We start from the raw sequence: 18,595 nt of genomic DNA on the forward strand, positions 1-18,595 counted from the left end.
CTTATTGGGGGTTTTTTTTGTGGAAGGAACAATTTATTCTTTAATTCCTCCGGTGCTTGCGATCTTGATGGTTATTTTGACCAGAAGAGTATTGCTTTCACTAGGAGTAGGTATTCTGGCGGCAGCCTTAATGTTGGCGGATTTCAATCCGGTGACGATGGTTGTATTGATCTGGGATATGGTTTTAGGTCTGTTTTATTCAGTAGACGATAAAGAATTGAACCTGTGGAATATTTATATTCTTGTGTTCTTAATCATTTTAGGAATTATAACTGCATTTATTTCAATTACTGGTGGCAGCAGGGCATTTGCCGACTGGGCACAGACAAAAATCAAGACAAGAAGAGGATCGAAATTCCTAACTGCTATTTTAGGAATCGTAATTTTTATTGATGATTATTTTAACGCATTGGCAGTAGGTCAAATCAGTAGACCGGTAACGGATCGCTACAAAGTGTCACGTGCCAAATTAGCGTACTTGATTGATTCCACATCTGCACCGATTTGTGTCATTTCACCTGTTTCAAGTTGGGGTGCTGTTATTATCGGTATTATCGGAACGGATGTAATCGTTAGACAGAATATTAGTGACTTAACAGCAATCAGTGCTTTTATGCAAATCATACCAATGAACTTATACGTTTTTTCAGCATTAATCATGGTATTCTTGGTAAGTTATTTTAACTTCAATATTGGTCCAATGAGAAAGCATGAGCAACGTGCAATGGAGACTGGTGAATTATACGATCCAGAAAAAGAAGTACCTGGAGAATTATCAGACGAGCTTCCTACTAGCACAAAAGGAACGATTGGTAATCTTGTGTGGCCGATTGTAGCACTTTTTGTTGGTGTTATTGGAGCGATGATTTGGACAGGTGCTTCAGCAATTGAAGGAGATATCACGGTTTTAGGTATCTTTGAAAATACAGACCCGTCTGCAGCATTATTTTATGGTGGATTATTCGCTTTAGTAGTTTCTTTCATCTTACTTTTCGGTCAAATTTCTAAAGGTGGAGTATCAAACAATGTAGTGGGTCGCGGTTTAGTAGAAGGAACAAAATCCATGCTTCCTGCCATCTATATTCTATTATTTGCATGGACCATTGCAGGATTGATCGATGGTCTGGGAACTGGAACATATATTGCGGAACAAGTAGAAAACTCAAATATCAATATTGCCTTCTTGCCGGCAATCATTTTCGTCATTGCTGGTTTTACAGCTCTTGCAACAGGTACTTCATGGGGGACGTTCACGCTATTACTTCCTATTGCAGGACAGATAGCAGCTGCGACAGATGTAACCATTCTATTACCTGTTCTTGCAGCAGTATTGGCTGGAGCAGTATTCGGAGATCATTGTTCACCAATCTCCGATACAACAATCCTTTCTTCCACTGGTGCAGGATGTAACCATATTGACCATGTCCTAACACAGCTGCCGTATGCGTTAATTAGTGCAGGTGTCGCGATTGCAGGATATATCGTGCTAGGATTGACAGGAAGCACATTACTTGGTTTGCTAGTAGTTTTAGTGGCTTTTGTAATCATTGGCTTTAGTTTTAAAACAGTGAACACAGCAGAATAACAAAATAAATACTTTTCAAATAAAGTAAAAAACACCTCCTTTTTATCTACTTTTTACTAAGTGATAAAAAGAGAGGTGTTTTTTCTTTTGAAAAGATAAATGAATAAATATTCACATTGAAATCCAAGTGTATCAATATATACAGATTTTTATAGTCTGTAAATAGAATAAAAATACATTGTTGAGAATTGTCACATGATGTCGATTAATATAGCGTAAAAGTTTGTTTTGACATAGTCATAAAGTCTAGTTATACTATGTATAAATTATATTAAATAATCAGAAAAAATAAAACATTTAGACTCTTTTATCTATTTTTTGGTAAAAATAGAGTCTAAGTAGGGGGAGAAAGAGAATGGATAATCGACCGCAATGGGGGACAAGAGCAGGATTTATTTTAGCAGCGGTTGGATCGGCCATCGGGTTAGGAAACATTTGGCGTTTTCCAGCAACTGCGTATGAAAATGGAGGAGGAGCATTCTTTGTACCATATTTATTCGCTCTTCTGACAGCAGGGATTCCATTATTGATCCTTGAATTCACTATGGGTCATAAGTACCGAGGTTCTGCACCACTTTCTTATGCAAGAATGAACAAAAAGTCTGAATGGCTTGGCTGGTGGCAAGTTGGTATTGCATTTGTAATTTCTACTTATTATGCCGTCATCATTGCTTGGGCTATGTCCTACTCCGTGTTCTCGCTTAATCTAAAGTGGGGAGACGATACAGGCGGATTCCTGATTGGAGAATACCTTCAGGTTGCTGCGCCAGGGGAAATCGGGGGACTTGTTCCTTCTGTATTACTGCCATTAGTGATCGTTTGGGTTGTAACCCTGGGAATTCTCTTCAAAGGCGTTAAGAAAGGTGTAGAGGTAGCTAATAAAATTTTCATCCCTGCACTTGTCATATTATTCTTGATTATTGTTGTTCGCGCTTTGACTTTAGAAGGAGCAACAACAGGATTAAACGCATTCTTCAAACCGGACTGGAGCACAATTGCAGACGGTAAGGTTTGGGTAGCTGCATATGGACAGATTTTCTTCAGTTTATCCATTGCATTTGCCATCATGATCACATATTCCAGTTATCTTCCGAAAAAAGCGGATATTACAAATAACGCATTTATTACAGCTTTCAGTAACTCCGGATTCGAATTATTAGCAGGTATCGGTGTATTCAGTATTTTGGGATTCATGGCAGTACAGCAAGGAGTAGGAGTAGAGGATGTGGTAGCAGGCGGTGTTGGATTGGCATTCGTCGTGTTCCCACAGATTATAAATGAGTTCCCGGCATTTAAAGAATTGTTCGGATTCTTGTTCTTTGGATCTCTAGTTCTGGCTGGACTATCTTCACTGATTTCTATTGTTGAAACTTTTGTTGCAGGTGTGCAAGACAAATTTAAAGTATCCCGTACGAAAGCAGTTGCATTTGGTGGTGGATTGTCTGCAATTATCTCCATTCTTTTTGCGACAAAAGGCGGCTTGAATTTCCTTGATGTTGCAGATTACTTCATCAATCAATTCGGTGTGGCGCTTGCAGGTCTTGTTCAAGTAATTATCGTTGTCTATTTTGCAAGACAGCTTAAGACATTGCGTAACCATGCGAATGAAATCTCTGATATTAAATTAACGGGATTCCTTGGACAATGGTGGACTTGGTCCTTAGCAGTTATTACACCAATTGTACTTGGTTATATGATGATTGATCTTATTCGTACAAATATTGCGGAAGTATACGGAGATTATCCACGTATCTTCACGATTCAATATGGTCTAGTTGTCGCAGTACTTGCATTGCTCGTAGGTATTGCCTTCTCCCTTATTAAATGGAAAAAAGACACGTTGGAGCTTCCAGCTTCCTCGTCAAAGGAGGTCAATAAATAATGGAAACAAGTGCGATTATCATGATGGTTGTCGGAATTGTCATCATTTGGGGTGGCCTTGCTGGAAGTATCCTTTGGGCTATGAAGAAGAGTAAGGAAGCGTAAAGTTAAAAAGCTGTTGATCGAGTGTGAATTCTCGGTCAGCAGCTTTTTTATGGTTTCATGTGTCCGGTTGATTTCCGTTCTAGGCGCTTCGCTTGCCTGCGGGGGGGTCCGTGAGCCTCCTCAGGCTACGCCTTCCGGGGTCTCACCTGTCCCTTCCTCCCGCGGGCGTCTACGCGCCTTCCACTCCAATCAACAAGGTAATTTCACTTACCAAAAGGTTAAAGAAGAGTAACTAAACGAGTTAACTGAATTTGAATTATCGTTTCTTTAAAGGAATTTCTAGCTGTGTATTGGAGCAAATGGCGAAGACTCCTGCGGGGAAAGTAGCGACATTGTTGAGACCCCTGAAGCGTTGTGAAGAGGCTCAAGGTCGCCCCGCGGAAAGCGAAGCCATTTGCGGAAAGGAACAGCGGCGTTTAACCAAACTAATAAAGTTTTTATATCAAATCCTTAACGCTTTCTTCTATCCCCACGTTCCCAAGATTTTAGGTGTGGGAACGGGTCAAAAGACCATTCAGAATAGCCGTTGTCTTTGTACATGCCATAATGAAGATGTGGAGGGAATTTCCCTGCCGTTCCAGGCGGTCCATAACCAGAGCTGCCAACTGATCCGATAATTTGTCCTGGTTCTACTACCTGTCCTACTTCTAGGTCTTTAGCAAAGCCGTTTAAATGGGCAAAATAATGGTAGGTATTATTTATATCACGAATTCCAAGGCGCCAGCCGCCGAACTTGTTCCATCCTTTAATCTCAATGACACCATAACAAGTGGAACGAACTGGGACACCATAACTTGCAAAAATATCTGTACCCTCATGCATTCTTCTGCCACCCCAGCCGCGTGCATCTCCCCACGTATTTCGGTAGCTGAAATTAGACCGGATTGGCAGAGGAAAAGCATGTGTATCAAGCTTGAGGGTTTTATAAGTACTATAAAGTTTCATATGGTTCATAATAAGCCCGACCGTTTTATCGCGCTGATAATACTCCCACAAGGCAATTTTAATATTTTCCTTATCTGTACCATAAGACTGGAGATAATTAGCAAATGTAAACAATACATCTTCGTCATTTGTGGAATCAGCAACTCCATCCCCGTTTCCATCCATCCCCATTCCGCCAAAGAATTGGATGCTCATAGGGTTGCTATCCTGTGAATCAGGATTTAACGGACCCGCCCATACCTCAGGTTTGTAATAAATACCGATAACTCCTTTTGCCTTCGGAATATCTCGTCTTACTCTGCGAACATTTCTTTCATATTGATCAACAGCTGCGAAATAGTACCATGGAATTTGGGTGACAGATTGCATTCGGTTATATAGGTCCTGCCTTTTGGCATATATTTGTTCGTCTGTTAAGTTTGATTCTTCAGCAAAAGCATCTGCAGGAATCATACTAAATAGGATAATCACACACAAAAGTAGCCGTATCAAATCCTCACTCCTTCCTTTTCTTTCATTTCCTACTGTTAGTTTGGTAAGTTTTCTTCATTTCATAAATACTAATTCATGGAAGATTGTCTGGAGTATGTTCGTGGAAGGTTTTGGACTTGTTTCTTTACCAGATGTTTGATAAAGTGACAGGTGTGAATATGTCATTTTCCCTATACGATAAGATAGAATAGTGAAAATATACAGATAAATCATTGATGAAGTCATCTTGAAAAAAAGACAAGTTGGAGTTGATCATATGGCTAAAAAAGAGGAGTACATACGTAAACCAGATTGGCTGAAAATCAAGCTGAATACGAATGAAAACTATACAGGACTAAAGAAATTGATGAGAGAGCACAATCTCAACACAGTCTGTGAAGAGGCAAAATGCCCAAACATCCATGAATGCTGGGCTGTTAGACGTACAGCTACTTTCATGATTCTTGGTGCTGTCTGTACACGTGCTTGCCGTTTCTGTGCGGTCAAGACAGGCTTGCCAACAGAGCTTGATACACAAGAGCCGGAACGCGTAGCAGAGTCCGTAAAACTAATGAACTTAAAGCATGCTGTTATTACAGCGGTTGCCCGTGATGATCTAAAAGATGGCGGCGCTGCCATTTTTGCAGAAACGATTAGAGCGGTCCGCCGTGAAAACCCTTTTACTACGATTGAAGTATTACCTTCTGATATGGGTGGGGTTTATGAGAACATTGAAATGTTGATGGCAGCGAGACCGGACATTCTTAACCATAACATTGAAACAGTTCGCTCTTTAACGCCTCGAGTTCGTGCGAGAGCTACTTATGACCGTTCTCTTGAACTACTGCGTCGTGCAAAAGAATTACAACCTGACATTCCAACAAAATCAAGCATCATGATTGGACTTGGAGAAACCAAAGAAGAGATTATTGAAACAATGGATGATCTTCGTGCAAACAATGTGGACATTATGGCAATTGGTCAATACTTGCAGCCTTCTAAGAAACACATTAAGGTGCAGAAGTATTATCATCCTGATGAGTTTGCGGAGTTGAAGGAAATCGCAATGACGAAAGGTTTCAGTCATTGTGAAGCCGGTCCACTTGTCCGTTCTTCCTATCATGCTGATGAGCAAGTAAACGAAGCATCAAAAGCAAGACAAGCACAGGCATAACTAGTCAGCATTTTAAGATAATGAGAGCTCTGTAGCTGTTGATTGGAGCAAAAGGCGTAGACTCCTCGAAAATGCTACGCATTTTCTTCGTGCGATGTTTACGCTGTCGAAGCCTTCCTTGTCCTGCGGGGGGAGAAGCGACAATGTTGAGACCCCTGAAGCGTTGTGAGGAGGCTCAAGGTCGCCCCGCGGAAAGCGAAGCCTTTTGCGGAAATCAACAGCGGTGTTTAACTGAGCCAATATTTAAAAAGGTACAGCTTCACATTACGTGGCTGTACCTTTTTTGTTAGTCGTTTTTCATTTGTTTTCTAAACTCGCTTTTGTCTGACTCTTCGTTCATCTCACCGTCTGCTTCGCCGTTCCCGTTTTCGCCGGAATTCAGCTGTTTGCCTTGCGGAGATTTGAGCATTTCTTTTATAGTCGTTTCTAATATTTCATCCACCCTAGGACTTGTCACACCAAGGGAACGAAAACGTTCAATATCATGAATCATTTCTGGATTATCAGAAATGTAAACATGATAATAACGTGGAACGATGGATAATCCGGTTTTACTAACCTGATCGGCTGTTAGCTCGCGGTCTTCACTGTTTGTTTCATAGGCAATAAGTACTTCTTCATCCGTAACAAGTGTCGCAGAATCTTCTATTGCAGGTAACTGAACAACCATTTTGTTGATGATATTGGCAATTTCACCGTAATCCACGGCAGCGATATTCTCATTGTAGCGCTGAGAATTTCTCACCGGCTCAGCTTGGTCTCGAACATAACCGAAGCGAGTTTGATCATGGTTATTGCTGTCTCTTACATCATACATATCGTAACGGTGTCCTGTATTTGTATTCATTGGCTGCCCATCACGCCCGTATATGGCGCTTCTGGCTTGGCGTTCCTCTGGTGTAGGGTCAAAAGAACAGGCTGAAGTGATTGCAGTAACTAAACTGCATGCCGCAAGAATTTTTATTGTTTTCCTCAATGGAAACACCTCCTTACGTATAGGATTGCCCGTTGATAAAAATTTTGACTTAGAAATTAGTGGAGAATGGTCTATAATGTAGATAAGAGCGGAAATGGAGGAGCGGAAAATGATTTGTATTGGAAACCATTGTTACGAACTGTTGGAAGAAAATCGAAACGGTTTCAACGAAGAAACCTTTCGCGCGAGATATATTGATGTTTTGAACAAATACGACTATATTGTCGGTGACTGGGGTTATAACCAATTGCGTTTGCGAGGATTTTTCGAAGACCAAAATCATAAATCCACCCATGACACAAAGATCAGCACCCTTCCTGACTACATTTTAGAGTACTGTAATTTCGGCTGTGCTTACTTTGTACTAAAAAAAGTGAAAAAACCTGCAGCTGAGGCGAAGTGATTGTTGCAAAAAGGACCCCATCAAAAGCTGCTGGGGTCCTTTTCCTAGTATTTATCAGTCTTTCTCATTCCCATATGGATGCTCTTCGTTCATATTCTTGTCATTATGGGTGGGATGGGCACCAGGATGCTGTCTGGGGATATCCTGATGAAGGTTTTTATTTTCATAATTAAATGCACTATAATAACGCTGACCTTCACGCCAAGGAGTGCTTTTGTTTTCCACCGGTGTTTCTTTACCGCGGGGAGAACCATAAGGACCTTCAGGTAATGTTTCAGGTATCAAATAATTTCGCTGGGTTTCCACATTAGAGAAATCAGTATAGTGCTCTGCTTCTTTATCCTTTTCATCGATAAACATGAAAAAATCCCCTTTGTCTTAGAGTAAGATTAGTTTTACCGAGACAATAAGGGATTATTAAGAATTTCAAGTGTTTAGATTACCTCATACAAAAAAGAACGTAATTCTGCTGCATCTTCTTCAGATAACTGGTAAGCATGCTCAAGATAGCCTGGCTCATCCAAGTCATCACTGCCGATGATGGCAAAACGGTTGCCTTGGATATCGAGTACTAGACTTTTTCCATAATAGCGATCGGATTTCACTATTGCCAAGTCAAAGCGACTATTTTCTCCCATAAAGCTCACAAAACGGGTTTTGGTATCGACTGTATCGTCATATAAAAAGAATTTTTCCCCCATATTGAAACCTCCTTCTTGCATCTTTTTCTAGTATAACAAATACAACGTCTTTCTTGTTATCGGATATTATCAATTATATCTACACTGTGCAAGAAATGGGACAATTTTCTTATTTTTTGTGATAAAATAAAAGAAATATAACTTGCTGATTTTTGTCTAGAGAGAAGGGAGCCACTTCATGGGGCGAAGCTGGAATCGCATAAAGAGATACTATAATAAGAATGGCTCACATCTAGTAAAAATAATGCTTCCGTCCAAATATCTGCGTTATTATCCGCCGATTTTTATTTTGAGGAATCCGATTGAACAACGAGTGAAGCATACTTTAAAAAAAGGGTTTCAGGTAGCGGTGATTTCATTTTATTTTCCTGACTTGGAGAATATCATTTCAAAAATAGGCAGGCGTAAATATTTATCGTGTCGAGAAGCTATCAAAGCGCAGCTTAGAAAAGTCATTGGGCAAACATTTGTTGATGAAGAAATTGTTTGTTTACATGAACAGTATAGTGATGGAATTTCTTTGTTATTGAAAGTGGATGCAAGATTTCACAGTACAACGGAACTTGAGGATAGACTTGCTAAAGTTAAGACGGTAATAGAAAGACGAAAGTATAAACAGTTGGATAACCAGCATTTGTGTGTCCAATCTGGTTATGTTTTCTTGGAGTCAGGGGAGTACTCGTTGTCTGAATGCATGCTTAAAGCTCATGTGCAGGCAATGGCCATGGCCGAGAAACAAGATAAATTACAGTACCAGCAATTAAAGTTTCAAATAAATCAAATCATTGCTTTTAAAGATATTACGCTTTTGGCCCAACCAATAATTGATGTGTCTAAAGGCGGCATCAAGGCGTGGGAGTTGCTGACTCGCGGCCCTAAAGGGTCATTGATGGAAAACCCTTTGCAGCTATTTTCCATCGCCAAACAGACTAATAGGTTATTTTTGCTGGAATTACTCATATTAGAAAAGGCATTTCAACTAATTTATCAGTGCAAAATGAAGGAAGCAATTTTTATCAATTTTACTCCTACCACTTTAAACGAGGTAGAGTTGATTGAAAAGATGCTGGTTCTGTTGAAAAAGTATCCGGAGATTATTCCACAGAATATAGCTATTGAGGTGACAGAGCAAGATTCTATCGATGGGTTGAAGAATTTTGAGCGAAACATTGTTGCGCTCAGGGAGCTAGGCTTTCAAATTGCCGTCGATGATACGGGTGCCGGTTATGCGAGCTTTCATACCATCAATAGAATTATGCCTGATATCATAAAAATTGATCGTTCTGTTATTCAAGATATTGATAAAAATATGGTCAAAGAAAAAATGCTGCAGGGACTTTTGTTAATAGCAAATGAGACAGGATCACTTGTGGTTGCAGAAGGAATTGAGCGTCCCGAAGAGGTTCAGATTCTTTCCAAACATAAAGTGGACATGGCGCAAGGTTATTTTTACGCCAGGCCAAAACTGTTGCAACCGATAACATAACAACAGCCAAGATTACATACAAAGGAGAAATTAAAATGTACTTTGTGGATCGAGAAAAAATAGAGCATACGTTACTTTATATTGAAGACAATATAGCCTTATATCAAAAGCATGACTCTTGGAATTCTTCCATCGAAAAGAAGGCGCTTGAGCGTGTTGCGGTAGCAATCATTGAAGGCATACTGGATGTGGGTAATGCAATGATTGACGGCTTTATCATGCGTGACCCTGGTAGCTATGAGGACATCATTGACATCCTTGAGGATGAAAAAGTAGTGACAGGTGACATGGCCCAGCACTTAAAGAGACTTGTACGACTCCGAAAAACACTAGTACAAGAATATCTTCTGATTTCTCACGAAGAGGTGGAAACGTGTTTAACGGATGTACAGGAGACAGTTGTTGGTTTCTGTGGTGCTGTCCGCGTATATTTGGAAAATGAATTAGGCCCTGTTTCGGCTTTTAGAAATTAACGCTGAGTTGAGAACGCTTTCTTTTATGGGAGCGTTCTTTCTTGCTTTTATCGGGCTAGTAAATTGTGCTAACATGAACAGGTTGAAAGAAACCTAAACTAATGAAATGACTATAGTGGAGTGTGAAGATAGATGAAAAAGTACCAAGGATATTTAATTGACCTTGACGGAACGATGTATCGTGGAAAAGAAAAGATTGAAGAGGCAAGCCATTTTGTAAAAGCTTTATATGATAAAAAGATTCCATATCTTTTTGTAACGAATAATTCCTCTAGAACACCACAACAGGTTGCCCAAAAATTAAGAGACTTTGGCATACCGACTTTAGATGAACAAGTTTTTACAACAAGCAATGCCACGGCCAATTATATTTATGATTTCAAGCCTGAGGCGAAAATATATGTAATCGGCGAGGAAGGAATTAGAACCGCATTGCTGGAGAAAGGGTTCGAATTGGTTGATGAGGGTGCTGACGTGGTAGTAAGCGGAATCGACCGATCCATCAGTTATGAAAAGTTGGCACTGGGTGCAATTAATATTCGTAATGGAGCGCGATTCATTTCCACTAACGGTGATATTGCCATTCCTACGGAGAGAGGGCTACTTCCTGGAAACGGATCGTTGACTTCTGTTTTGACGGTTTCAACGGAAACACAACCGACCTTTATCGGTAAACCAGAAAAAGTCATCATGGAGCAGGCCCTGAAAGTGTTGGGGGTGCCTCGTGAAGAAACGCTGATGGTGGGAGATAATTATCATACAGATATTAAGGCTGGGATGAATGCAGGGATGGATACGTTGCTTGTGCATACAGGTGTGACGACAAAGGCGCATTTAGAAACGTATGAGGAGCAGCCGACCTATACAGTGGATTCGTTGGAAGAGTGGATAGAAAGAATATAAGAAATCTTATTATGATGAAGGACGTCAAAAAACCAGGCAGCGAGCTACTTAGTTCGGCTTCCTGGTTTTTATTGTCTATTCGTTCATTCTGTATTTGCTGCTCGATGTGCCAAACGGCTTGATGCTGCAGCAGCGATAGCTCCGACGATATCATCGAGGAAGGTATGAACTTTTCTAGAGCTCTTGTCATTTAGGTGTTCGAGTATGCCTGGCTTCAATTTATCAATGTATCCGTAGTTCGTGAAGCCGATGGAGCCGTATACGTTTACAATGGATAATGCCAATACCTCATCCACTCCATACAATCCTTCATCATCACGCAATATTCTTAAGAGAGGCTCTTGTATTTTTCCTTGCTCCGCCAATATGTCTAATTCAATTGCTGTAAGGACGGTATTTTGAACTTCACGCTTAGAAAGAACGCGATCCACATTCTCCAGACACTCGGACCGCTCAAGGGAAGGATGATACTTCGACTGCAAGAAATACACCAACTCCGCAATATCATCCATCGTCACCCCGCGCTCCTCCAATAACTCCCGTGCCTTCTTCTCCACATCATCCATACTCTCAAAATTCTTCATACAACTCACCCATCTTTTATAATATAGTCGAGGGGGATTTAGGTCCCTCTTTAGTACTTTAGAGCGGTGAGGGTCAGACCCCTCTTTAATTCTTTGCCTCTTTAACGCTTTAGAACAATGAGGGTCAGACCCCTTTTATTCCTTTTTTTTCTTTATCTTCCCTTTATGCCCTAATTTGGTGGAATTAATAGCTTTTGGTGTGATTTATCTGTGTGGTGGTGGCGTTTTGGCCATTTTAGGGAGATGGCTATTATTTGTAACAAGTTTTCTCTGTTTTCTTCATATAGTTGGTACTAGGGAGAAGGAGGGAACAGAGTTGAAGCAGATTATTTATGATCAATATGAGTTAAGGGTGGAAAGGAAGCAAAGGGTACGACAGTTTGATGCTTTTTGGTCTAATCGCGTACTTTATATCATGGTACCTGTTGCTCACTTGGAAGCAGAAGAAATTGATGAGCTTCAAAAGATAAGTGACTATATGATACGCACGCATAAAGATATATATGTTAGTTCTTTTGTGAAAAATAAGAATGATACCTATACAACGGAGATAGATGGCCGGCAGATCGCCCTTTTCCGGATGCCGTATGATTACAGTTCAAGGAAATTAGTTGTCGGTAAAGAACTGGCTGCCTTTCATACAAATGCTAGAAGTTATCCTGCAAAAATGACAGCTATTAATCGAATCGGTCAATGGAAAAGCTTATGGGTAAAAAGGATCGACCAAATGGAGAGCTTTTTTAGAGAAAAGGTAAGAAGCAATCCAGTTGATGTTTTTGATACCCAGTTTGTAGAATCCTTTCCTTACTATTTAGGATTAACCGAAAATGCCATTCAGTATCTAGTGGACACAGAGCTTGATGATAGTCCGATGATGAATGATGCCGCTACGCTCTGCCACCACCGCTTCACAGATCTCACTTGGCAGCAGGCGCAATGGATGAAGCTCCCAACAGATTGGATTTTTGATCATGCAAGCAGAGACCTATCGGAATGGATAAGGGTAGAATGCCGCAAAGGAAAAGACATGAACCCAACGAAGATCCAAACTTTTTTACAAGACTATGAAAGGGTATCGCCGCTATCAAGCTTTTCATGGCGACTACTGTATGCAAGATTGACATTTCCCATTCACTACTTTGAATGTGTAGAGGACTATTATACGAGCGGACCTGTTGCTGATAAAAAATGGCATGAGGACCGGATGAAAGCAATACTGCATTCTTCCACTCACTATGAACAGCTTCTGGGAAATTTCTATGATCTCGCAGGTGTGCCTGCTAAAAACTATGGAATCCCAGTATTAGATTGGGTGAAAAAATAAGCGCTTGCCCTATATTTGTATGTTTTGGAAAAGCTATGAGTGATAAAATAACAGATAGCTTGAGTAACTATTCCAGACAACAAGATGTAGGGAGAGAAACAGATGAAAAGGCCGTATGTGTTTATCACAAGAAAACTTAAAGAAGAAGTATTCACCCCTCTTATGGAGATTGCAGATGTAAAGATGTGGGACAGTGAAAGCGAGCCTGTTCCAAGGGAGATGTTGATGAAAGAAGCTAAAAAAGCAACGGCTCTTTTGACGATGCTTTCAGATAAAGTAGATGAAGAATTGTTAGAGCAAGCGCCAAACCTAAAGGTCGTGGCTAACCTTGCAGTTGGATATGACAATATTGACATAAAGGCTGCATCACATAGAGGTGTGACTGTTTGCAACACACCTGATGTGCTGACAGAAACGACTGCAGACCTTACTTTTGCGTTGATGCTAGCAACTGCAAGAAGAATTACGGAAGCTCAAGGTTTTGTAAAAGAGGGGCACTGGCAAAGCTGGAGTCCCTTCCTGCTTGCAGGTGCCGATGTGCATCATAAAACAATTGGGATCGTCGGCATGGGCAAAATAGGACAAGCTGTTGCTAGAAGGGCTAGTGGCTTTGGTATGGAGATTCTCTACCATAATAGAAATCGCCATATGGAAGCTGAACAGGAGCTAGGGGCGGCATACCGAAGCTTTGAACAGTTGTTAAAGGAATCAGATTATGTCGTCTGCTTAACACCGTTAACAGATGATACGAGGCATCTGTTTAATCAAGACGCATTCACGCGTATGAAGAATTCTGCCTTCTTCATTAATGTAGGGAGGGGGCAGGTGGTGGATGAGGAAGCGCTTATCGCCGCTTTAAATCACAATGAAATTGCCGGAGCCGGATTGGACGTTTTCTATGAGGAACCTATAGGAGCCGAGCATCCGTTGCTTCAATTTCCTCAAGTGGTCGCAATTCCTCATATTGGAAGCGCAAGTGTAGAAACCAGGACAACAATGATAAAGCTATGCAGAGATAATATTGTCGCAGTATTACAAGGAAATCAAGTGAAGACAAAGGTCTGCTGAGGACTGGATTCTTTTCTCTACAAAGAAGTGTGGAGAAGAGATCCGGTCCCTTATTTTTTTCTTGTTACTCCCCCAACAAGTTAAGCGCTTACAAGTAAAAACCGCAAAAATCTCCCCTTGTCAAGCACACAAAACCCCTCTATAATGTCCATTATATAAACACAAATGTACACGCAGGAAAGACATAAAGAAAAAATGAGGGAGTTTCTTTAGTGCTTTAGAGGAGTGAGGGTCAGACCCCTCTTTAATCCTTTACCGCACTGAGGGTCAGACCCCTTAAAGGGGAGTGGAGCGCAGTGAAGGTGATTTCGGTTGGTTTGTTGGGGTTGGGTACGGTTGGTTGTGGTGTGGTGAAGATTGTGGAAGGTCATCAGGATAAGTTGATGCATCAGGTGGGTTGTCCGGTGCGGGTGAAGAAGGCGCTTGTGAAGGATTTGCATAAGGAGCGGTTGGTGGATTTGAATCCTGAGTTGTTGACTTTGCATGCAGAAGAGGTGCTGGATGACCCTGAAATTGACGTGGTCATTGAAGTAATGGGAGGAGTCGAAGAGACTCGTCATCATATATTAAGGGCGCTGCATAACAAGAAACATGTTGTTACTGCAAATAAAGATTTAATGGCCGTTTATGGATCAGAGCTGTTAGCAGCAGCTGCCCAGAACAATTGTGACCTGTTTTACGAGGCTAGTGTGGCAGGTGGGATTCCTATTCTTAGAGGTTTAGTAGATGGGCTTGCCTCAGATAGAATTACGAAAATGATGGGAATTGTGAACGGAACGACCAATTTCATCCTTACAAAAATGAACAATGAAGGTTCTTCCTATGAGGAAGTGCTAAAAGAAGCACAGGAACTTGGATTTGCAGAAGCCGATCCGACAGCGGATGTGGAAGGAATTGATGCGGCAAGGAAAATGGCCATCCTCTCGACGCTTGGGTTTTCCATGAATATCGAACTCAAAGATGTCCAGGTAAGAGGAATTAGTTCCGTCTCTGAAGAGGATCTGAACTATAGCAAAAAACTTGGGTACACAATTAAACTAATTGGCATCGCACATCGTGAAAAGGAAAAAGTCGAGGTCAGCGTTCAGCCGACTCTTCTCCCGCATGCTCATCCATTAGCGAGTGTGCAAAACGAATACAATGCGGTGTATGTGTATGGCGAAGCGGTAGGAGAAACGATGTTTTACGGACCAGGTGCAGGCAGTTTGCCTACAGCAACAGCGGTTGTCTCCGACCTTGTCGGAGTGATGAAAAATATGCGCCTTGGTGTGAATGGCAAAAGCATGGTATCCCCTCAGTTCCCAAAGACACTCAAAGAAAAAGAAGAAATTCAAGCAAAACACTTCCTCCGTGTGCATGTACAAGATGAAGTAGGAGTACTCTCTCACATTACTAATCTATTTTCGCAAAAGGGTGTCAGCTTTGAAAAAATCCTGCAACTTCCTCTAAAAGAAGAGGCGTTGGCAGAAGTGGTGGTCGTGACGCATCACGCATCTCTAGAGCGCTATGACAATCTACTTCAAGAGCTGGCAGATATGAAATATGTGAAAGAAATAAAAAGCAGTTATCGGGTAGAAGGGGAAGTGGCAGTATGATGTGGAGAGGACTAGTCAAAGAATATAGTAGATTTCTACCAGTTAGTGAACAAACACCAAACGTCTCCCTTCAAGAAGGGCACACGCCACTGCTGTTTCTTGAAAACCTTTCTGAACAACTTGGAGTGGAGTTGCATGTAAAAGTGGAGGGGGCCAATCCAACCGGCTCCTTCAAGGACAGAGGAATGGCCTTAGCCGTTGCAAAGGCAAAAGAAGAAGGCAGTACAACAGTTGTCTGTGCGTCTACGGGTAACACTTCAGCTTCTGCAGCAGCCTATGCTGCAAGAGCGGGTTTGAAATGCATTGTCGTAATTCCAGACGGAAAAATTGCGCAAGGAAAGCTTGCACAGGCCGTCATGTATGGAGCAGAGATTTATTCATTGGACGGAAATTTTGATGAAGCTTTGCAAATGGTTCGTCAATTATCAGAGGAGCTTCCAATCACGCTCGTAAACTCCCTTAATCCATATAGAATTGAAGGACAAAAAACGGCTGCATTTGAAGTGTGCGATCAGCTTGGAAAAGCACCAGATGTCCTTGCCCTGCCTGTCGGAAATGCAGGGAACATCACCGCATATTGGCGAGGTTTTCAAGAATATCATCAAGACAAAGGAACTGGATTACCTGAAATGCGTGGATTTGAAGCGGAGGGAGCAGCGGCAATTGTCCAAAACCGGGTCATTTCTAACCCGGAAACAATCGCAACAGCCATTCGAATCGGAAATCCTGCCAGTTGGGAGTATGCGGTTCGGGCAGCAGAGGAGTCAAAAGGAAAAATAGACTTTGTTACAGATGAAGAAATGCTGTATGCCTATAAACTACTTGCTCAAACAGAAGGAGTGTTTGCAGAACCAGCATCCAGTGCATCCGTTGCTGGAGTTATCAAACAGCTAAAAACAGGAGAACTCGCAAAAGGTAAGCAGGTGGTTGCGGTATTGACTGGAAATGGTTTGAAGGACCCGGTAACAGCTACGAGTTATGCCGATGTAAACGTACAAAAGATTCCCAACGACTATTCCCAACTCGTCAAATCGTTCGTAGGAGTAACAGTATGAACGGATATAGAGATGGTTTTGTGATTAAAGTACCCGGAAGCTCTGCCAATCTTGGGCCAGGGTTTGACTCTATCGGAATGGCGGTAAACAAATACGTTACCCTTTTTGTCAATTATTCAGACGAATGGAAGTTTACGAGTGTTCCTCCTCTCTCCATTAAAAAGGAGGAAAACATCCTCTACACCGTCTGTCAAGAATTGCAGAAGCTATGGAATGTAGAAGCTCCTCCTGCGCACGTTTTGACCATGAGTGATATTCCGCTCGCAAGAGGTCTTGGCAGCAGTGCAGCAGCTATTGTAGGAGCCATTGAAATCATGAATGTACTATGTGAGAAAAATCTTAGTCCTGATGAAAAACTGCAGCTTGCAGCAAAGTTTGAAGGTCATGCGGATAACGTCGCAGCATCTCTTTATGGGGGACTTGTTGTATCTACCTATCAAAATAATAAATGGGAGTATGTAAAGCTTCCGGTAGATGACCTGGAAATGGTGGCAGTCATCCCAGAATTTGAAGCAAAAACAAAGGAATCAAGAGGATTATTGCCAGACAGACTTTCATTTAGTGAGGCAGTGACTGGGAGTAGCCATGCCAATGTCATGCTCGGGGCGTTTATGCTTAAAAATTGGGATCTTGTCGGCAAGATGATGGAAAGTGATATTTTCCACGAGCCTTACCGCCAAAAGTTGTTTCCTAATTTTCAACAACTAAAGGAGAGAGCAGGGGAGGCAGGTGCGTTTGGTGTGACAATCAGCGGAGCCGGACCTACTGTCATCTGCTTTTGTGAAAAAGGAAAAGGGAGAAAAGTCGTTAGCACGCTGTCCTCGGAATTCCCACAGCATAGAGTGGAGCTTTTGCAAGTAAGTAAAGCAGGCAGCGAGGTGCATTCCAATCATTTATGTAAAGTGTCATCGATATAAAAAACCGGCAAGCTGACTAGAAATGTCCGCTTGCCGGTTTTGTTTAAATGTCAGGACTATAATACACAGCTGTTAATTTCCGCACTGGGCTTCGCTTTCCACGGGGTGCTTGCGGAGCCTCCTCGGCTATGCCTGTGGGGTCTCCTCTAAGCTCTACCTCCCGTAGGACTCTACGCCCTATGCTCCAATCAACACCTACAAATCCCTTAACTTTAGAATACTTGCTCTACTTCAATGATGCCTGGTACTTCTTCCAGTAATGCACGCTCAATACCAGCTTTCAACGTGATAGTGGAACTTGGGCAAGAACCGCATGCACCTAATAGACGCAACTTTACGATGCCGTCTTCCACATCTACTAATTCACAGTCCCCTCCGTCACGAAGAAGAAATGGACGTAATTTATCTAGTACTTCCTGAACTTGCGCATTGATTTCCGGGTTAGACATAGTTATCGCTCCTTTCCTTACATAATTCTATTATAAAGAAAACCTCTCAAAAAATCTATTGCTCTGCATTGGGTCTTTTTAGGAAATCGAAATTAATTCCATGAAAAAGTAAGCGTTTTACGATAAAATAAAGAAAAAGTTATAAATATTGGGGGATATCGGCTTATGAAGAAAAAGGTAGAAATTTGTGTGTATGGTGCAGAGGTGCTTTGCCCTAGCTGTGTTAACCTTCCATCATCTAAAGAAACCTACGAATGGTTAGAAGCTGCAGTAGCAAGAAAATATCCAAATCAAGAATTCTCCATCTCTTATATAGATATTTATAATACGGAAGATTGTGACGGTGAAAAGAGAGAATTTGCCGCTAGAGTCGTGGAAGAAGATATGTTTTATCCCGTTGTGGTCATTGAAGGGGAGATTGTGGGAGAAGGCAATCCGAAGTTGAAAACCATTTATTCTGAGATGGAGAAGTATGGATACGCGGCATCATAAAAAATGAT

Annotated in this window: 20 protein-coding genes; 14 read left to right on the forward strand and 6 right to left on the reverse strand. The window is 41.5% G+C overall.

Annotated elements, in window-relative coordinates:
* Positions 1-19 precede the first annotated feature (19 nt).
* From HF078_RS20140 to HF078_RS20150, 3 genes are all read left to right on the forward strand, one after another.
* The gene (locus tag HF078_RS20140) at positions 20-1,585 is read left to right on the forward strand and encodes a Na+/H+ antiporter NhaC family protein (protein ID WP_169292745.1); all 1,566 of its coding nucleotides are present in this window, start codon (positions 20-22) and stop codon (positions 1,583-1,585) included.
* 355 nt (positions 1,586-1,940) lie between these two features.
* Entirely contained in the window at positions 1,941-3,467 is a 1,527-nt protein-coding gene (locus HF078_RS20145) for a sodium-dependent transporter (RefSeq protein WP_169292746.1), read from the forward strand.
* Entirely contained in the window at positions 3,467-3,571 is a 105-nt protein-coding gene (locus tag HF078_RS20150; protein ID WP_010196622.1) for a methionine/alanine import family NSS transporter small subunit, read from the forward strand. The genes HF078_RS20145 and HF078_RS20150 overlap by 1 nt, the downstream gene beginning before the upstream one ends.
* A gap of 450 nt (positions 3,572-4,021) precedes the next feature.
* On the opposite strand, the gene HF078_RS20155 is transcribed toward HF078_RS20150, so the two are convergent.
* Entirely contained in the window at positions 4,022-5,005 is a 984-nt protein-coding gene (locus HF078_RS20155) for a M23 family metallopeptidase (RefSeq protein ID WP_481748037.1), read from the reverse strand.
* 259 nt (positions 5,006-5,264) lie between these two features.
* Here HF078_RS20155 and lipA point away from each other — a divergent pair, with 259 nt between their 5' ends.
* The gene (gene lipA, locus HF078_RS20160) at positions 5,265-6,161 is read left to right on the forward strand and encodes a lipoyl synthase (RefSeq protein WP_168865345.1); all 897 of its coding nucleotides are present in this window, start codon (positions 5,265-5,267) and stop codon (positions 6,159-6,161) included.
* A gap of 286 nt (positions 6,162-6,447) precedes the next feature.
* Here lipA and HF078_RS20165 read toward each other — a convergent pair whose 3' ends face one another.
* Positions 6,448-7,137: a YhcN/YlaJ family sporulation lipoprotein gene (locus HF078_RS20165; RefSeq protein WP_169292747.1), complete on the reverse strand. Its 690-nt coding sequence runs from the start codon at positions 7,135-7,137 to the stop codon at positions 6,448-6,450.
* 109 nt (positions 7,138-7,246) lie between these two features.
* Between HF078_RS20165 and HF078_RS20170 the strand changes: the two genes are divergently transcribed.
* Complete coding sequence (locus HF078_RS20170; protein ID WP_010196615.1) at positions 7,247-7,540, forward strand: YutD family protein; 294 nt, start codon at positions 7,247-7,249, stop codon at positions 7,538-7,540.
* A gap of 54 nt (positions 7,541-7,594) precedes the next feature.
* Here the strand turns inward: HF078_RS20170 and HF078_RS20175 are convergent, their stop codons facing one another.
* Together HF078_RS20175 and HF078_RS20180 are read right to left on the reverse strand one after the other, a co-directional pair.
* A complete protein-coding gene (locus HF078_RS20175; protein WP_169292748.1) occupies positions 7,595-7,900 on the reverse strand; it encodes a cytosolic protein in 306 nt (101 codons plus the stop codon).
* Between the two features lie 74 nt (positions 7,901-7,974).
* On the reverse strand, positions 7,975-8,241 hold the full coding sequence (locus tag HF078_RS20180; protein ID WP_169292749.1) for a DUF3055 domain-containing protein: 267 nt from the start codon (positions 8,239-8,241) through the stop codon (positions 7,975-7,977).
* A gap of 178 nt (positions 8,242-8,419) precedes the next feature.
* Here HF078_RS20180 and HF078_RS20185 point away from each other — a divergent pair, with 178 nt between their 5' ends.
* The 3 genes from HF078_RS20185 (at position 8,420) to HF078_RS20195 (ending at position 11,103) form a co-directional block, all read left to right on the forward strand.
* Positions 8,420-9,727 carry an EAL domain-containing protein gene (locus HF078_RS20185; protein ID WP_169292750.1) on the forward strand — a complete coding sequence of 436 codons (1,308 nt, stop codon included), beginning with the start codon at positions 8,420-8,422 and terminating at the stop codon, positions 9,725-9,727.
* Between the two features lie 35 nt (positions 9,728-9,762).
* Positions 9,763-10,200, forward strand: coding sequence for a DUF86 domain-containing protein (locus HF078_RS20190; protein ID WP_169292751.1), 438 nt, complete (start codon positions 9,763-9,765; stop codon positions 10,198-10,200).
* Positions 10,201-10,332: 132 nt separating this feature from the next.
* Complete coding sequence (locus tag HF078_RS20195; protein WP_169292752.1) at positions 10,333-11,103, forward strand: TIGR01457 family HAD-type hydrolase; 771 nt, start codon at positions 10,333-10,335, stop codon at positions 11,101-11,103.
* An 83-nt stretch (positions 11,104-11,186) separates the two neighbouring features.
* On the opposite strand, the gene HF078_RS20200 is transcribed toward HF078_RS20195, so the two are convergent.
* Positions 11,187-11,687: a phosphatidylglycerophosphatase A family protein gene (locus tag HF078_RS20200; RefSeq protein ID WP_346775379.1), complete on the reverse strand. Its 501-nt coding sequence runs from the start codon at positions 11,685-11,687 to the stop codon at positions 11,187-11,189.
* Between the two features lie 316 nt (positions 11,688-12,003).
* Between HF078_RS20200 and yutH the strand changes: the two genes are divergently transcribed.
* From yutH to thrB, 5 genes are all read left to right on the forward strand, one after another.
* Positions 12,004-13,011, forward strand: coding sequence for a spore coat putative kinase YutH (gene yutH / locus HF078_RS20205; protein ID WP_169292753.1), 1,008 nt, complete (start codon positions 12,004-12,006; stop codon positions 13,009-13,011).
* A 102-nt stretch (positions 13,012-13,113) separates the two neighbouring features.
* On the forward strand, positions 13,114-14,079 hold the full coding sequence (locus HF078_RS20210) for a 2-hydroxyacid dehydrogenase (protein ID WP_169292754.1): 966 nt from the start codon (positions 13,114-13,116) through the stop codon (positions 14,077-14,079).
* Between the two features lie 296 nt (positions 14,080-14,375).
* Entirely contained in the window at positions 14,376-15,674 is a 1,299-nt protein-coding gene (locus tag HF078_RS20215) for a homoserine dehydrogenase (RefSeq protein WP_169292755.1), read from the forward strand.
* Positions 15,674-16,729: a threonine synthase gene (gene thrC / locus HF078_RS20220; RefSeq protein ID WP_205831697.1), complete on the forward strand. Its 1,056-nt coding sequence runs from the start codon at positions 15,674-15,676 to the stop codon at positions 16,727-16,729. Before HF078_RS20215 ends, thrC begins: the two co-directional genes overlap by 1 nt.
* Positions 16,726-17,646, forward strand: a complete 921-nt coding sequence (gene thrB, locus HF078_RS20225) for a homoserine kinase (protein ID WP_169292757.1) — start codon at positions 16,726-16,728, stop codon at positions 17,644-17,646. Before thrC ends, thrB begins: the two co-directional genes overlap by 4 nt.
* Before the next feature lie 212 nt (positions 17,647-17,858).
* Here the strand turns inward: thrB and HF078_RS20230 are convergent, their stop codons facing one another.
* The gene (locus tag HF078_RS20230; RefSeq protein ID WP_010196573.1) at positions 17,859-18,095 is read right to left on the reverse strand and encodes a NifU family protein; all 237 of its coding nucleotides are present in this window, start codon (positions 18,093-18,095) and stop codon (positions 17,859-17,861) included.
* Positions 18,096-18,260: 165 nt separating this feature from the next.
* On the opposite strand from HF078_RS20230, the gene HF078_RS20235 reads away from it, so the two are divergent.
* Positions 18,261-18,587 (forward strand): YuzD family protein, encoded by a 327-nt coding sequence (locus HF078_RS20235; RefSeq protein ID WP_169292758.1) that lies wholly within the window; start codon positions 18,261-18,263, stop codon positions 18,585-18,587.
* Positions 18,588-18,595 lie beyond the last annotated feature (8 nt).

The sequence above is a fragment of the Bacillus sp. RO2 genome, assembly GCF_012911845.1.
GTDB lineage: Bacteria > Bacillota > Bacilli > Bacillales > Bacillaceae_I > Sutcliffiella_A.

Coding starts and splice junctions, on each gene's coding strand:
- thrB (WP_169292757.1), top strand. CDS start 16,726: ATGAACGGATATAGAGATGGTTTTGTGATTAAAGTACCCGGAAGCTCT.
- HF078_RS20170 (WP_010196615.1), top strand. CDS start 7,247: ATGATTTGTATTGGAAACCATTGTTACGAACTGTTGGAAGAAAATCGA.
- thrC (WP_205831697.1), top strand. CDS start 15,674: ATGTGGAGAGGACTAGTCAAAGAATATAGTAGATTTCTACCAGTTAGT.
- HF078_RS20185 (WP_169292750.1), top strand. CDS start 8,420: ATGGGGCGAAGCTGGAATCGCATAAAGAGATACTATAATAAGAATGGC.
- HF078_RS20150 (WP_010196622.1), top strand. CDS start 3,467: ATGGAAACAAGTGCGATTATCATGATGGTTGTCGGAATTGTCATCATT.
- HF078_RS20210 (WP_169292754.1), top strand. CDS start 13,114: ATGAAAAGGCCGTATGTGTTTATCACAAGAAAACTTAAAGAAGAAGTA.
- HF078_RS20180 (WP_169292749.1), bottom strand. CDS start 8,241: ATGGGGGAAAAATTCTTTTTATATGACGATACAGTCGATACCAAAACC.
- lipA (WP_168865345.1), top strand. CDS start 5,265: ATGGCTAAAAAAGAGGAGTACATACGTAAACCAGATTGGCTGAAAATC.
- HF078_RS20190 (WP_169292751.1), top strand. CDS start 9,763: ATGTACTTTGTGGATCGAGAAAAAATAGAGCATACGTTACTTTATATT.
- HF078_RS20175 (WP_169292748.1), bottom strand. CDS start 7,900: ATGTTTATCGATGAAAAGGATAAAGAAGCAGAGCACTATACTGATTTC.
- HF078_RS20235 (WP_169292758.1), top strand. CDS start 18,261: ATGAAGAAAAAGGTAGAAATTTGTGTGTATGGTGCAGAGGTGCTTTGC.
- HF078_RS20195 (WP_169292752.1), top strand. CDS start 10,333: ATGAAAAAGTACCAAGGATATTTAATTGACCTTGACGGAACGATGTAT.
- HF078_RS20145 (WP_169292746.1), top strand. CDS start 1,941: ATGGATAATCGACCGCAATGGGGGACAAGAGCAGGATTTATTTTAGCA.
- HF078_RS20200 (WP_346775379.1), bottom strand. CDS start 11,687: ATGAAGAATTTTGAGAGTATGGATGATGTGGAGAAGAAGGCACGGGAG.
- HF078_RS20230 (WP_010196573.1), bottom strand. CDS start 18,095: ATGTCTAACCCGGAAATCAATGCGCAAGTTCAGGAAGTACTAGATAAA.